Origin of the sequence: Amycolatopsis sp. NPDC059235, assembly GCF_042754125.1 — a bacterium.
GTDB lineage: Bacteria > Actinomycetota > Actinomycetes > Mycobacteriales > Pseudonocardiaceae > Amycolatopsis > Amycolatopsis albidoflava.
Map to the genome: position 1 here is coordinate 22,007 of NZ_JBHZAG010000098.1, position 13,582 is coordinate 35,588.

15 protein-coding genes, 1 tRNA gene and 1 pseudogene are annotated in these 13,582 nt (G+C 68.5%); 14 read left to right on the forward strand and 3 right to left on the reverse strand.

Annotated elements, in window-relative coordinates; all coding sequences use genetic code 11:
* Positions 1–26: 26 nt before the first annotated feature.
* From pepE to ACFXI3_RS39870, 4 genes are all read left to right on the forward strand, one after another.
* On the forward strand, positions 27–761 hold the full coding sequence (gene pepE / locus ACFXI3_RS39855; RefSeq protein ID WP_378406728.1) for a dipeptidase PepE: 735 nt from the start codon (positions 27–29) through the stop codon (positions 759–761).
* Positions 762–1,414: 653 nt separating this feature from the next.
* Entirely contained in the window at positions 1,415–2,701 is a 1,287-nt protein-coding gene (locus ACFXI3_RS39860; RefSeq protein ID WP_344286430.1) for an MFS transporter, read from the forward strand.
* A gap of 65 nt (positions 2,702–2,766) precedes the next feature.
* Entirely contained in the window at positions 2,767–3,273 is a 507-nt protein-coding gene (locus ACFXI3_RS39865; RefSeq protein WP_378406730.1) for a MarR family winged helix-turn-helix transcriptional regulator, read from the forward strand.
* Positions 3,274–3,360: 87 nt separating this feature from the next.
* Positions 3,361–4,065: an alpha/beta fold hydrolase gene (locus ACFXI3_RS39870; protein ID WP_378406732.1), complete on the forward strand. Its 705-nt coding sequence runs from the start codon at positions 3,361–3,363 to the stop codon at positions 4,063–4,065.
* 84 nt (positions 4,066–4,149) lie between these two features.
* On the opposite strand, the gene ACFXI3_RS39875 is transcribed toward ACFXI3_RS39870, so the two are convergent.
* Positions 4,150–4,608, reverse strand: coding sequence for an Lrp/AsnC family transcriptional regulator (locus ACFXI3_RS39875; RefSeq protein ID WP_378406734.1), 459 nt, complete (start codon positions 4,606–4,608; stop codon positions 4,150–4,152).
* Between the two features lie 63 nt (positions 4,609–4,671).
* On the opposite strand from ACFXI3_RS39875, the gene ACFXI3_RS39880 reads away from it, so the two are divergent.
* The 3 genes from ACFXI3_RS39880 to ACFXI3_RS39890 are packed head-to-tail and all read left to right on the forward strand — an operon-like array spanning position 4,672 to position 5,850.
* The gene (locus ACFXI3_RS39880) at positions 4,672–5,388 is read left to right on the forward strand and encodes an AzlC family ABC transporter permease (protein ID WP_378406736.1); all 717 of its coding nucleotides are present in this window, start codon (positions 4,672–4,674) and stop codon (positions 5,386–5,388) included.
* Complete coding sequence (locus ACFXI3_RS39885; RefSeq protein WP_378406738.1) at positions 5,381–5,710, forward strand: branched-chain amino acid transporter permease; 330 nt, start codon at positions 5,381–5,383, stop codon at positions 5,708–5,710. Before ACFXI3_RS39880 ends, ACFXI3_RS39885 begins: the two co-directional genes overlap by 8 nt.
* On the forward strand, positions 5,707–5,850 hold the full coding sequence (locus tag ACFXI3_RS39890; protein WP_378406740.1) for a hypothetical protein: 144 nt from the start codon (positions 5,707–5,709) through the stop codon (positions 5,848–5,850). Before ACFXI3_RS39885 ends, ACFXI3_RS39890 begins: the two co-directional genes overlap by 4 nt.
* Positions 5,851–6,078: 228 nt before the next feature.
* On the opposite strand, the pseudogene ACFXI3_RS39895 reads toward ACFXI3_RS39890, so the two are convergent.
* Positions 6,079–6,195: pseudogene (locus ACFXI3_RS39895) on the reverse strand (TetR family transcriptional regulator); the annotation flags it as partial.
* Positions 6,196–6,293: 98 nt separating this feature from the next.
* Here ACFXI3_RS39895 and ACFXI3_RS39900 point away from each other — a divergent pair.
* On the forward strand, positions 6,294–6,842 hold the full coding sequence (locus ACFXI3_RS39900) for a hypothetical protein (protein ID WP_378406742.1): 549 nt from the start codon (positions 6,294–6,296) through the stop codon (positions 6,840–6,842).
* Between the two features lie 56 nt (positions 6,843–6,898).
* Here ACFXI3_RS39900 and ACFXI3_RS39905 read toward each other — a convergent pair.
* A tRNA-Leu gene (locus ACFXI3_RS39905) sits at positions 6,899–6,972 on the reverse strand.
* 206 nt (positions 6,973–7,178) lie between these two features.
* Here ACFXI3_RS39905 and ACFXI3_RS39910 point away from each other — a divergent pair.
* The 6 genes from ACFXI3_RS39910 (at position 7,179) to ACFXI3_RS39935 (ending at position 13,458) form a co-directional block, all read left to right on the forward strand.
* Positions 7,179–7,793 carry an ANTAR domain-containing response regulator gene (locus tag ACFXI3_RS39910; protein ID WP_009079762.1) on the forward strand — a complete coding sequence of 205 codons (615 nt, stop codon included), beginning with the start codon at positions 7,179–7,181 and terminating at the stop codon, positions 7,791–7,793.
* Positions 7,794–8,407: 614 nt separating this feature from the next.
* On the forward strand, positions 8,408–9,583 hold the full coding sequence (locus ACFXI3_RS39915) for a branched-chain amino acid ABC transporter substrate-binding protein (RefSeq protein ID WP_344286591.1): 1,176 nt from the start codon (positions 8,408–8,410) through the stop codon (positions 9,581–9,583).
* A gap of 93 nt (positions 9,584–9,676) precedes the next feature.
* Positions 9,677–10,690, forward strand: a complete 1,014-nt coding sequence (locus ACFXI3_RS39920) for a branched-chain amino acid ABC transporter permease (protein ID WP_344286446.1) — start codon at positions 9,677–9,679, stop codon at positions 10,688–10,690.
* Positions 10,687–11,832: a branched-chain amino acid ABC transporter permease gene (locus tag ACFXI3_RS39925; protein ID WP_344286447.1), complete on the forward strand. Its 1,146-nt coding sequence runs from the start codon at positions 10,687–10,689 to the stop codon at positions 11,830–11,832. The genes ACFXI3_RS39920 and ACFXI3_RS39925 overlap by 4 nt, the downstream gene beginning before the upstream one ends.
* Entirely contained in the window at positions 11,829–12,758 is a 930-nt protein-coding gene (locus ACFXI3_RS39930; RefSeq protein WP_344286448.1) for an ABC transporter ATP-binding protein, read from the forward strand. Before ACFXI3_RS39925 ends, ACFXI3_RS39930 begins: the two co-directional genes overlap by 4 nt.
* Positions 12,745–13,458 (forward strand): ABC transporter ATP-binding protein, encoded by a 714-nt coding sequence (locus ACFXI3_RS39935; protein WP_378406744.1) that lies wholly within the window; start codon positions 12,745–12,747, stop codon positions 13,456–13,458. The genes ACFXI3_RS39930 and ACFXI3_RS39935 overlap by 14 nt, the downstream gene beginning before the upstream one ends.
* Positions 13,459–13,582: the final 124 nt, after the last annotated feature.

Consider the following 13,582-nt stretch of genomic DNA (forward strand, 5'->3'; position numbering starts at 1 on the left):
ATGGCGGGCGAACCGAGGAGAATCGCGTGACTGACTTGCTGTTGCTGTCCAACTCGACCAACCACGGCCGCGACCCGCTCGAACACGCGCGGGACGCGGTCGCCGAGGTGCTCGACGGGCGCACCGAGCTGGTGTTCGTGCCGTTCGCGCTGGCCGACCACGACGGCTACACCGAGCGCATCGCGACCGCGGTGGCGCCGCTCGGCGTACGGGTACGCGGGCTGCACACCGCCGCCGACCCGGTCGCCGCGGTGCGCTCGGCTCCGGCGGTGTTCACCGGCGGCGGCAACACCTTCCGCCTGCTGGCCGAGCTGTACCGTCGCGAGCTGCTGGAACCGTTGCGGGACAGGGTTTCCGAGGGGATGCCCTACCTCGGAGCCAGCGCGGGAACCAATATCGCGGGCCCGACTGTGCGCACCACCAACGACATGCCCATCGTCGAGCCGCCGAGCCTCAGCTCGCTGGGCTTGGTGCCGTTCCAGCTCAACCCGCACTACGTCGACCCGGACCCGGCCAGCAGGCACATGGGGGAGACCCGGGAGAAGAGGCTCGCGGAATTCCACGAGTGCAACGACATTCCGGTGCTCGGCCTGCGCGAGGGCACGTGGCTGCGGGTGCGCGGAGACTGGGCGGAACTCGCGGGCGTGTCCACGAGCGGCGGCGCGCCCGGACGGCTGTTCCGGCGGGGTGCGCCGGGCGAGGACGTCTCCGGCGACGTCAGCGACCTGCTCGCCCCCGCGAGCGAACCGGTGTGGGGCTGACACCGGTCTGATCGACCGAGGGGAAGGGCTGGGCCTGCGGGCTCAGCCCTTCTTTTGTCGGGGCGCTCTTCCTTGGTGCGGTGTGGATGCTCCCCGCTCTCCGCCCTCCGCCAACCGCAGGCCTCCGCGGTCTCGTCGTCGTGCCTGCGGAACCGAGCCCGCCGCGAGCCACGCCGGGGGAGTTCGGCCCGGTATCACCGCCTGCCTGATCGCCTCGGGCCGTTGCCCCGCGCCGTCGCCTCGCCTCGTCGCCCGCCCCGCTTCATCGCCCTGCGCCGTCGCCCGGCCTCGTCTCTGCCCCCGTCCCGTCGCCCTGCATCATTGCCCGCCGCGCCGTCCCGTCGTCCCCGCCGCGCCGTGCCGCCGTGCCGCCGTGCCGCCGTGCCGCCGTGCCGTCGTGCCGTCATGCCCGTCGCGCCGTCGCGCCGCTGCCCCGTCCCGTCGTGCCCGCCGCCCCGTCGTTCGCCCCATCGCCCTGACCTGCCAGGAGAACTCGCCCTCCGAAAGGATCATGCCTGGATAGCTTGACACAAGCATCTTAGGGCAAAGATACTTCCCGGCGACCCCGCCGGCCGAGGCGGCCGGTCCGGCGCCGCGGCGGGTCCGCGCGGTCCGGGCCGCCTCGCGATGGTCCGGCCCGGAAAGGAACCGTCGTGACCGTGCTGAGGGAAAACCGCCGACCCGGCACGCCGCTGTCCGCGTGGCTGGGCGTGCTGGCGCTCCTGGTGGTCGTGGCGGTCTCCTACATCGACCGGGTCAATGTGTCCGTCCTGATCACCGATCCCGCCTTCACGCAGCACTTCGGGATCGCGGGCAACCGGGCGGCGCAAGGCGCGCTGATGACGCTTTTCCTTGCCGGCTACGGAATCGCGGCCATGCTGATCACCCCGTGGTACGAAGCGGTGTTCGGCGTGCGGCGCGGGTTGCTCGTCAGCCTGGTGTGCTGGGCGCTGTTCACGCTCGCGTCCCCGTACGCCGGCGGCGCGGTGGTGCTGCTGACGCTGCGGTTCCTGCTCGGCGCCAGCGAAGGACCGCTGTTCTCGCTGAAGACCATGTACGTCAAGGACAATTTCGCCGAAGGCGCGTGGGGCAAGCCCAACGCGGTCAGCTCGATGGGCGTTTCGCTGGGCACGGCGCTGGGCATCCCGGTGATCACCTTCGCCCTCGTGCACTTCGGCTGGCACGGCTCGTTCCTCCTGCTCGCGGCCCTCAACCTGGTGGTCGGGCTGCCGCTGGTCGCCGTGTTCGTCCGAGCCGCGCGGCATCGGACGTCCGTGCGGCAGCCCGCGCTGCGGCGGTTCGCCGGAGCGCTGCGCACGCCCAAACTCGGCTGGATCCTGCTGATCGAGGTGGCCACGCTCGGCTATCTGTGGGGCAGCACCTCCTGGCTTCCGTCGTACTTGCTGCAGGCGCGGCATTTCTCGCTGGCGCAGATGAGCGCGCTGTCGGCGCTGCCGTTCGTGGTCAGCCTCGGATCCGGTTTCCTCGGCGGATACCTGATCGACCGGATGCCCGCCCGCCGTGTGCCGCTCGTGCTGGTGATCGGCAGCGTCGGCACCGCCCTGTGCGCGACGACCGTGACCCTCGCCGATTCGCGCTGGCTCGCCGCGGCGACGCTGATCCTCGCCAACGCGTTCTGGGGCCTGCAGGGACCGGCGATTCCGACGCTGGTGCAGCAATACGCGCCGGCGGGCACCGTCGGGAGCGCCTACGGCCTGATCAACGGCGTCGGCAATCTCGTCTCGGCGCTGCTTCCCACGTTGATGGGCGTGGCGATCGCCGCGGGCGGCGACCACGGATTCGCCGCCGGGTACGCACTGCTTGCCGCGACGCAGCTGCTCACGCTGCTCGGCGCAGTCGTGCTCCTCCGCGGCCGCGGCCCGGCCGGAAAGGCACCCGCCGCGGCCGCTCTGCCCGCGGTGCCGGAAGAGTCCCGTTAGGACGGACGCGGCGTCGCGCGAACACCGGATAGGCTCCTTCTCCCACTCTGGCGAACAAGGAGTCGATGACGATGGACCCGGTCGATCAGGTAGTCGCGGACTGGGCGCGGCAACGTCCGGACCTGGACGCCTCGCCGATCGCGATCTTCGGCCGAGTCCGGCGGATCGCCGACCTCGCCGCCGGCAGCCTCCGCGGCTACCTTGCCTCGTACGGCCTGACCCCGGGCTCGTTCGACATCCTGTGCAACCTGCGCCGAGGCGGCCGTCCCTACCGGAAGACGCCGTCCGAACTGGCCGCCTCCGCACTCGTCACCTCGGGCGCGCTGACCGGACGGCTGGACGCACTCGAACGCGACGGCCTGATCCGCCGCCGCGACCACCCGGCCGACCGCAGGGTCAGCTACGCGGAACTGACCGCCGCCGGCCGCAAGCTCATCGACCGCGTCCTCGAAGGACACCTGGACCGGGAAGAAGCGCTTCTGTCCACTCTGAGCGAAACCGACCGCAAGGACGTCGAACGTGCCCTCGCGCTGCTGGAAGACACAGTCCGGACGGCTTCTCCAGCGCAGTAGCCCGCAGGTGTTCATTCGGGCAGAGAACGAACCCGCCGGAGCCAAGCGGTCTCCAGCGCCCTCGCGGGCGTGGATAGCGTGATCATCATGAGCGCCGAGAAGCCGACCACGTTCGTCCTGATCCACGGAGCCTGGCACGGCCCGTGGTGCTGGGAGCGGGTGAGCGAGCACCTGATCGCGCGCGGGCACGCGGTGATCTGCCCGTCGCTGCCGTGCGACAACGCCGAGGCAGGCCAGGACGAGTACCTGGCGGTGATCGAAGACGCGCTCCGCAGCCGGTCCGACGTCGTTCTCGTCGCGCACTCGATGAGCGGCATGGTGGCCCCGCTGGCGACCGGCAACCCGGCGGTCCGCTCCCTGATCCTGCTCGCCGCCCTGCTGCGCAAACCCGGCACGGCACTGTCGGACGACGGAGCGGTGCCGCTGGCCGAGCCGCTGCAGAAGGCGGTCGCGAACGCCGTCGTGAACGAATCCGGCTGCGTGGTCCTGGCCCCCGCCGACGCGACCGAGGTGCTGTACCACGACTGTGCCCCGGCGGACGCCGCCGATGCGGTCAGCCGATTGCGCCCCAGCGCGAACACCGTGGGCCAGCAAATCTGCCCCGACCTGCCGCAGCGCCGCGTGCCGACCACGTATGTGTCGTGTCGCGACGACCGCGCGGTGAATTGCGACTGGAACGCCGCCCGCGCCAAGGAACTGCTCGGCGCCGAGGCCCGCGAGATCGACGGAGGACACTCGCCGTTCTGGTCGGCGCCGGAACAATTCGCGGCGCTGCTGCTCGAACTGGCCTGACGGAACGCCTCGCTCACGGCACCGGTTCGGGCATGGACCGACGAGCCTGTTCGCCGGCCCGCTCGGCGGTCGAGGCGACCGGAGTCAGGCGTCGCCCTTGATTTTCTTCATCGTCAGATGGGACGTGACCCGCAGGACGCCGGGCAGGCCCGAGAGCTTCCGGGTCTGGAACTCCTCGTAGGCGGCGTGGTCGGCGACCGCGACGCGGATGAAGTAGTCCGGGCGGCCGAAGAGCCTCCGGAACTCGATGACTTCCTCGTAGGAGGCGATCGTGTCCTCGAGCGCCTCGATGGTCGCCCGGTCGGTCGCGTAGACCTCGAGGTCGATGAGCGTTTCCAGCCCCCGGCCGACGGCTTCGGGATCGATCACCGCGCGGTAGCCGGCGATCACCCCGGCCTCTTCGAGGCGCTTGACCCGGCGCAGGCACGGGGGAGGGGTGAGCCCGACCCTCTTGGCGAGTTCGACGTTGGTCAGCCTGCCGTCCTGACGCAGGTGAAACAAAATATCCCGATCGAGCGCGTCCAGCCTAACTACATTGCTCACCGGCCCATCGTAACGCCATGATCGGACACCAAATTAGCCGAGAGCTGACGTAGTGTTCCAAGGGTGGAAACCGTCTCCGACCTGGCTGTTCGTGATCGCCCGCCCACTCTGGCCGCGCTGAAGGACTGCGGGTCCGTCGGCATCGGCCTGGTCCCGCTCGGCCTCGCCTTCGGCGCGTTCCTCACGCATTCGGGCCTCGCCTGGTGGTGGGCGACGGTGTTCACGACCTTCATCTACGCGGGCTCGTTCGAGTTCCTGCTCATCGGTTTGGCCGCCGCGGCCGCTCCGCTGGTGTCGATCGGGCTCTCGGCGTTCCTGGTCAACGTCCGCCACGTCTTCTACGCCCTTTCCTTCCCGCTGCACCGCGTGCGCGGCCGCAGGGCACGCGCGTACAGCACTTTCGCCCTCACCGACGAGGCGTACGCACTGTCCACAACAGACGCTGCCCGCGAGTGGAACGGCGCGCGAATCCTGTGGCTGCAACTGTTCCTGCACCTGTTCTGGGTCGGCGGCGCGACACTGGGCGGCCTGCTCGGCTCGCTGATCCCCAGCGGCGTCGTCGGCCTGGACTTCGCCATGACGGCCCTGTTCGTCGTCCTCGCGCTCGACGCGGTCCGCGATCGCAAGGGCGACCTGCCGACTCCGATCCTGGCCGCGCTGAGCGCGGTCGTGGCCCGCGTGGTCTTCCCCGGCCAGTTGCTCCTGGCGGCGTTCCTGCTGTTCGTCGGAGGACTGGTCGTCCGCTCCGTCGTGGCCGAACGGAGCCTGAGCAATGCCTGACCCCGCCTACCTGCTCGCCGCGGTCGCCGTATCCGCCGCGGTCACCTGGGGATTGCGCGCGCTCCCGTTCGCAGTCCTGGCACCGTTGCGCGCCAGCCGGACCGTGCGATACCTGAGCACCCGCATGCCGGCGGGCGTGATGGTGATCCTCCTCGTCTACTGCCTTCGCGACGTGTCGTGGACGTCCACGAGCGCCGTCGCCCCGACCGTCGCGCTGGCGGTGACGATCGGCCTGCATCTATGGCGCCGCAACGCGGTCCTGAGCATCGTCGGCGGGACGACGGTGCACGTTTTGCTGGCCAGCCTGCTGTTTCCGGCGTGAGATTTTTGGGCGTTGTCCAGGCGTCGGATGCGGACCGCGTCCTCGACGATTTGAACGACCAGCGCGACTCTCCGGCCGGAGGCGGCGACCGGCAGATCCGGGCGGACTCTCGCGCCAGCGCGGTGCTCCACGCCGTGTGAAACGCGTTGATCGAGGTTCCGACCGACTGCCGCACCGGTTCCGGGAGGTGGGTGCGTTCGGTTGCCCAGACGCCGACGATTTCGGGTGCGCGGACGGACGCGGCGACGAAGGCTTCGGTCAGCGAGCGCAGCCGGTCGGACGGGTCGGCCGCGGGCCGGTGGCAGAGGTCGGCCTCGCCACAGCCAGTCTTCGCGCTGGCGGGCCGGCGTTTCGGGCAGTTCGGTCTTCGAGTCGAAATGACGGTAGGGCGAAGGTCCGGAGACACCCGCGGCACTGCCCATCTCTTCGATGCCCGCGGCCGCGAACCCGGTGCGGGAGACCGCGATCGCGGCCGAGGCGAGAATGCGTTCCCGCCCGTGCCGGGGCGACGAGCGCTTTCGCGGCGGCGATGACCGGCCGGGTGCCTTCGAGGTCTTCGTGCGGGGCGACCATCCGGCCGACGGTGTTCCTGGGCAATCCGTTGTTCACCGTGCTGGCGCTGCCGTTCGGAACCGGTCGCACTTCGCCGATCGCCGCAGCGCCGTATCGGCTAGGTGTGCGAACTCACCGGCCCGGAAGTGCTAACCGTCGAGGGGATCGCCGCAGTAACTCCCGGGCACTCGCCCGCGCGGTGCAGGTGTCGGAGGGCGAGTGGAACGACCAGCTTGCCCGTTCTGGGCTCACTCCCCATGTGCGCCAGCACATCGCGACGATGGCCGCGCTGCACCGAGCCGACCGCCAGAACCGGTCGACGCCGGTCGTGGAGAAGATCACCGGCCGGAAGGCACGGTCGGTCGAGCAGTACGTGCGCGAACGACGCCCTGTCGAAAGGGATGAAGATTCCGAAGACCCCAGCCTGAACGGCTCCGCGATTCGTGGGCCGATTAACTGCTCGAGCCGCCGGAACGGAACGGGGTTGCCACGGGTGGTTCGGTCACGCGGCCCGGCGCGGCGGGGGGCCGTCGCCGGATTCCGGCATTTGGCGCACCGGTCACTGCCGGTCGTCGGATGATCTGCTTGTCCCAGAATTTCGCCGGGTCAGTGAAAGATTTTGCTGGTTGGAGTAAGTAGCCCCGGTGAGATTCGAACTCACACTGGACGGGTTTTGAATCCGTTGCCTCTGCCAGTTGGGCTACGGGGCCGTAGTACCGGAAACTCTACGGGATCCGTCTTCCCGCCCGCCGACCGGGTCCGGTGATCGACGGTGATCGACTTGCGGCCGGGGCTGGGTGTCTCCCGCCACTTCGTGGTGAACGCCATCGTGGGATCTGGATCGGTCCCGGTACGCTGGGCTCTCGCGGGTGACCGCGTGTCGAAGACGTCCCGCCGAGCCTTCAGGAGGACACCGGTGACCGAACAGGCTGCCGAGTCGAACGGTGCCGCCGCCGGCGTGCCGCAGCGACGGGTGCTCGTCGCGGAAGACGAGGCGCTCATCCGGCTCGACCTGGTGGAAATGCTGCGCGAAGAGGGCTACGAGGTGGTCGGCGAGGCCGGCGACGGCGAGGAGGCCATCGCGCTGGCCACCGACCTCAAGCCGGACCTCGTGATCCTCGACGTCAAGATGCCGAAGCTCGACGGCATCGAGGCGGCCGCGCGGATCACCGGCGACCGGATCGCGCCCGTCGTCATTCTCACCGCGTTCAGCCAGCGCGACCTCGTCGAACGGGCCCGCGACGCGGGCACCATGGCGTACCTGGTCAAACCGTTCGCCAAACGCGACCTCGTGCCCGCCATCGAGCTGGCCGTCAGCCGGTTCTCCGAGCTGCAGGCCCTCGAGGCCGAGGTCGCCGGGCTCACCGACCGGCTCGAGACCCGCAAGGTCATCGACCGGGCGAAGGGCCTGCTGATGAGCCGCCAGGGGCTCACCGAGCCGGACGCGTTCCGCTGGATCCAGCGCACCGCGATGGACCGGCGCACCACGATGAAGGCCGTCGCCGAGGCGGTCGTCGAAAGCATCGGCTGAGCAACAGGCACTGAAAAAGCGGGCGTGACCAGGGGGTCGCGCCCGCTTTTTCGTTGCCCGGAATCGGAAACCGCGCCGGAGAGTGACCGGCCGGACCCGGAGTGCGCTCCCGCCCAGCGGGACTTCGCCCGTTTCGCCGCGTCCGTCCCGGCCCGCCGTGTCGCGCCGAAACTGGGGTGCTGACCAGCGAAAACCCTTTCGCCGCACCGGTGCCGGACCCACCCGTGCGGGTTGATCTGCCCTGCGCGAAAGGGCAAGGTTGCTACCTTGGAGGCCGGGGCATCGTGGTGTCGGTCACGGTGACGGAGGGGATGTTCCTAGACTGCCCCCATTGATCAGGCGTCTGGTCAAGGTCCTTTCGAGGGGTGCTCGGACACGAAGAGTCATTCACTCGGTCGTTGCAATAAGACGATCGAGTGTAAATCGTCCGTTAATTCTCGTGACGACCGTCACGATGTGGATACAAGACTCGCTGTGACTCTGTGCAACACCTCACCCGGCGGCTACGTTCAGCGCCCAGTCGAAGTCCCACGCAGGGACCCGCCGTTCCACGGGAGCGTGTCGGGTGGCATTTGGAGGAACGAGTGCAGAGAGCACGACTCACTAAGGTCATCGTGCTGGCCGCGGCGGGAGTCATCTCCCTTGGCGCCTGCTCGGCGCGGACCGGCGGTGACTCGGGCGGCGACAGCGGCGCGCCGCAGGCCGCGGCCCCGTCGGCGGCGGCCAACGCGGCGGACCCGGCGGGAGACGGCAAGGCGCAGTGCGCGCCGACCTCGATCGCCTACGCCGGCACGATCAACGGCGCGAACGCGGCCCTTGGCCAGAACATCCTCAAGGGCGCGAAGCTGGCGGTCGACCAGCACAACAAGGCGAACCCGGGCTGCCAGGTCAAGCTGGAGCAGTTCGACACCGAGGGCACCCCGGACAAGGCGCCGGGCATCGTGACCCAGATCGTCAACACCCCGGGCATCATCGGCGTCATCGGCCTCCCGTTCTCGGGCGAGTCGAAGGCCGCGGGCAACATCTTCAACTCCGCGGGCCTCGTCGCCGTGACCCCGTCCGCGACCAACCCGTCGCTCGCCCAGAACGGCTGGAAGACCTTCTTCCGCGCACTGGGCAACGACAACGCGCAGGGCCCGGCCGCCGCGAAGTTCATCACCGGCGAGCTCAAGGCCAGCAAGGTCTGCGTGATCGAGGACGACTCCGAGTACGGCACCGGCCTCGCCGCCTCGACCATCAAGGCGCTCGGCGACAAGGCGAGCTGCCAGGACAAGGTCAAGACGAAGCAGACCGACTTCTCCGCCGTGGTCAACAAGATCAAGGGCGAGAAGCCGGACGCGATCTTCTACTCGGGCTACTACCAGGAAGCCGCTCCGTTCGCGCAGCAGCTGAACGACGCCGGCGTCAAGGCGAAGTTCGTCGGCCCGGACGGCGTGAAGGACGACCTGTTCGTGAAGGGCGCCGGCGACGCCGCGGCCAACGCGTACTTCACCTGCCCCTGTGTCCCGGCCGACCAGTTCACCAAGTTCACCGACGCCTACAAGGCGGCGACCGGCGTCGACCCGGGCACCTACTCGCCCGAGGCCTACGACGTCGCGACGATCCTGCTGAAGGGCATCGACGCCGGCAAGAAGACCCGCGCCGACCTGCTGGACTTCGTGAAGACCTACGACGGCCAGGGCATCACGAAGCACTTCAAGTGGGACGACCACGGCGAGCTGTCCGCGACCACCGTGTGGACCTACAAGGTGGACAACGGAAAGATCGTCCGCAACACCGAGATCAAGTAGCTCACCGCTTTCGGTTCCAGTACCGGGGTGCGGGCCAGGCGGCTGATCCCGCCTCGCCCGCACCCCGGACCCACATGGAGAACTAGTGTGTCGATGACCCCTGACCTCAGTTCGCTCGTCCTCGCGCAGGGCGGCGGCAGCTGGATCACCTTCGACGTGAATTCGTTCCTGAACCAGTTCTGGGACAACACGATCGACGGTCTTTCCTACGGCAGCATTTACGCGCTCGTGGCGCTGGGCTACACCCTCGTCTACGGCGTGCTCAAACTCATCAACTTCGCCCACTCCGAGGTGTTCATCTACGGCGCCTTCGCGACGTGGTTCACCTTCTACGGCTTGGGTTTCCGCTCCGGCGCGACCCCCGATCTGCCGATCTTCGAACTGATCGGCTTCCTGCTGCTCGCGCTCATCGCGTCGATGGCGGTGTCCGGCGGCACCGCGGTCGTGCTGGAACGCGTGGCCTACCGGCCGCTGCGCAAACGCAAGGCGCCCCGGCTGGTCTTCCTGATCACCGCGATCGGCGCTTCCTTCGTGCTGCAGCAGATCCTGTTCATCTGGCGCGGCGGCAACCCGGAGAACAGCATCCGCCTGCTGCGCAACGACGAGGTCTTCACGATCTTCGGCGGCAGCGTCACGATCGTCACCATCATCACCGTGGTGGCGTCGATCCTGCTGATGGTCGGCACGGACATGTTCGTCAACCGCACCAAGTTCGGCCGCGGCATCCGCGCGGTGGCGCAGGACCCGGACACCGCGACGCTGATGGGCGTCAACAAAGAACGCGTCATCACGCTCACGTTCCTCATCGGCGGCCTGCTGGCCGGCGCGGCGGCGCTGTTCTACATGATGAAGATCCCGCAGGGCGCCTCGTACCAGGGCGGCTTCATCCTCGGCATCAAGGCGTTCACCGCCGCGGTGCTCGGCGGCATCGGCAACCTGCGCGGCGCGCTGCTCGGCGGGCTGCTGCTCGGGGTCGTGGAGAACTACGGGCAGTCGCTGTTCGGCGGCGCGTGGCGCGACGTCGTCGCGTTCGCCCTGCTGGTGCTGATCCTGATGTTCCGCCCGACCGGCATTCTCGGCGAATCGCTCGGAAAGGCACGGGTATGACGACGACTACGACGCCGCCCGCCGCTCCGGCGAAGGCGCGCCGCCGTCCCGTTTCGGACTGGTGGAACCGGCTGTCCCGGGTCCAGCAGTGGGGCGTGCTGATCCCGCTGGTGGCGCTGGTTTACCTGCTGCCGGTGCTGAACCCGCCGCTGATCACCACCCAGCCGGGTTACGACTTCCCGATCGCGATGTTCGAGGTGTCCCGCTACGCGCTGGTCGCCATCGGGCTCAACATCGTCGTCGGCCAGGCCGGTCTGCTCGACCTCGGCTACGTCGGGTTCTTCGCGATCGGCGCGTACGTGATGGCGCTCTTCACGAGTCCGGACTCGTCGCTGGCGAAGCTGCCGTTCCTCGTCGTGCTGCCGATCGCGATGGTGGTCACGATGATCTTCGGGGTCATCCTCGGGACGCCGACGCTGCGACTACGGGGCGACTACCTGGCGATCGTCACCCTCGGCTTCGGCGAGATCGTGCGCCTGCTGGCCGACAACATCGACCCGCTGCGCGGCAACCGCGGTTTCCAGGGCGTCGGGCATCCGCCGGGCTCGAAGGCCGACGGCAGCCCGCTGTTCAACAACACCGACGGAATCCCGTGGTACTGGCTCTGCGTCACGATCATCATCGTGATCCTGTTCGTGGTCGGGAACCTGGAGCGCAGCCGCGTCGGCCGCGCGTGGGTCGCGATCCGCGACGACGAGGACGCGGCCGAGATCATGGGTGTGCCGACGTTCAAGTTCAAGATCTGGGCGTTCGTCGGCGGCGCCGCGGTCGGCGGCCTCTCCGGCGCGCTGTACGCGGGGCAGTTGGGCTTCGTGAACAACCAGAAGTTCGACGTGGTCACGTCGATGCTGTTCCTGGCCGCGGTGATTCTCGGCGGCGCGGGCAACAAGGTCGGCGTGCTGCTGGGCGCGATCGTGGTGGCCTACGTGCCGCTGCGGTTCCAGGCGATCGCGGAGTACAAGTACCTGATCTTCGGACTCGCGCTGATCATCCTGATGATCTTTCGCCCGCAGGGCCTCCTCGGCGCGCGGCAGCGGCTGCTCGCGTACGGCAGGCAGGCGTACCAGCGGCTGCTCGGCAAGGGCGAGCAGGTCAGCAGCGACGGTTCGCTGGCGTCCGACAACGCGGGGGAGAAGGCATGACGGTCCCTGGCAACGGAAACGGGCCCGAGGTCCCGGCCGAGGGCGGCCTCGTGGCCGAGGTCGCGAACATGACCGCCGACGAGCTCGCCGAACACGAGGCCGAGGTCGCCGAGGTCGTCGCGCCGGACCGGGAGATCCAGGCCGACTACGGGCAGACGCTGCTCAAGGTCGACGACGTCACCGTCCGCTTCGGCGGCCTGGTGGCGCTGGACTCGGTGTCCTTCGAGATCCGGCGCGGCGAGATCCTCGGCCTGATCGGGCCGAACGGCGCGGGCAAGACCACCTGCTTCAACGCGATGACCGGCGTCTACCGGCCGTCCTCGGGGCAGGTGCTGCTCGAGGACAAACCGCTCGGCAAGACGTCGCGGCACGGGATCACCCAGCTCGGCATCGCCAGGACGTTCCAGAACATCCGGCTGTTTTCCGAGATGACCGCCCTGGAGAACGTGGTCGTCGGCACCGACGCGCGGCACAAGACGAGCCTGCTCGGCGCGCTCCTGCGGGTCCCGCGGCACCACCGCGAGGAGAAGCAGGCGATCGAGAAGGCCATGGCGCTGCTGGAATTCGTCGGCATCGCCGACCGGGCCGCGGACCGCGCGAAGAACCTGCCGTACGGCTATCAGCGGCGGCTGGAGATCGCGCGGGCCTTGGCCACCGAGCCGAAGCTGCTGTGCCTCGACGAGCCTGCCGCCGGGTTCAACCCGGCGGAGAAGGAAGAGCTCATGGGGCTGATCCGGACGATCCGCGACGACGGCTACACCGTCCTGCTGATCGAACACGACATGAAGCTCGTCATGGGTGTCACCGACCGGATCGTGGTGCTGGAGTTCGGCAAGAAGATCGCCGACGGGCTTCCCGCCGAAATCCGGGAGAACCCCGCCGTGATCGCCGCTTACCTGGGAGTTCCCGACGATGACGTTGCTTGAGCTTTCTGACGTTTCGGTCCACTACGGACGGATCCAGGCCGTGTCCGGGTTGTCCATCACGGTGAACGAGGGCGAGATCGTCACCCTCATCGGGGCGAACGGTGCCGGCAAATCGACCACTATGCGGGCGATTTCCGGCATCCGGCCGATTTCCGGCGGTGCTATCCGGTTTGACGGCGAGGACATTTCGCGGCTGCGCGGGGATTTGCGGGTGGTTCGCGGGATTTCTCAGGCGCCGGAGGGCCGGGGGATTTTCCCTGGCATGACGGTGCTCGAGAATCTGGACATGGGCGCTTATGCGCGCAAGGACCGGAAGAATCTGCAGCCTGATTTTGATCGGGTGTTCGAGTTGTTTCCGCGGCTGGCTGAGCGGAAGACTCAGGTCGGCGGGACCATGTCCGGGGGCGAGCAGCAGATGCTTGCCATCGGGCGGGCGTTGATGGCCAAGCCTCGGTTGCTGTTGCTCGACGAGCCTTCGATGGGGTTGGCGCCGCAGTTCATTCAGCAGATTTTCCGGATTATCACGGAGATCAATCGGCAGGGGACGACCGTGCTGCTGGTCGAGCAGAACGCGCAGCAGGCGTTGTCTCGGGCGCATCGGGCTTATGTGCTGGAGACTGGGCAGATTACCAAGACTGGTACTGGGCAGGAGTTGCTGGCTGATATCAGTATCAAGGAGGCTTATCTCGGGGTTGGGTGATTTCTCATTCGGCTCGTCGCCTGGCGGCGACATTGCGTTCGGGTGGTGAGACGGGCACCCCGAAGCTTGATTGTGACTACGGCGCGGGGGTGTTTTTACAAGCGGGGAAGAATCCATTGCAAAC

What these genes read in the sequence shown, in the direction of transcription:
- ACFXI3_RS39865 (WP_378406730.1), top strand. Translation starts at nt 2,767, where the DNA reads ATGACGATGGACCCGGTCGATCAGGTAGTCGCGGACTGGGCGCGGCAA.
- ACFXI3_RS39870 (WP_378406732.1), top strand. Translation starts at nt 3,361, where the DNA reads ATGAGCGCCGAGAAGCCGACCACGTTCGTCCTGATCCACGGAGCCTGG.
- ACFXI3_RS39885 (WP_378406738.1), top strand. Translation starts at nt 5,381, where the DNA reads ATGCCTGACCCCGCCTACCTGCTCGCCGCGGTCGCCGTATCCGCCGCG.
- ACFXI3_RS39920 (WP_344286446.1), top strand. Translation starts at nt 9,677, where the DNA reads ATGACCCCTGACCTCAGTTCGCTCGTCCTCGCGCAGGGCGGCGGCAGC.
- ACFXI3_RS39925 (WP_344286447.1), top strand. Translation starts at nt 10,687, where the DNA reads ATGACGACGACTACGACGCCGCCCGCCGCTCCGGCGAAGGCGCGCCGC.
- ACFXI3_RS39930 (WP_344286448.1), top strand. Translation starts at nt 11,829, where the DNA reads ATGACGGTCCCTGGCAACGGAAACGGGCCCGAGGTCCCGGCCGAGGGC.
- ACFXI3_RS39935 (WP_378406744.1), top strand. Translation starts at nt 12,745, where the DNA reads ATGACGTTGCTTGAGCTTTCTGACGTTTCGGTCCACTACGGACGGATC.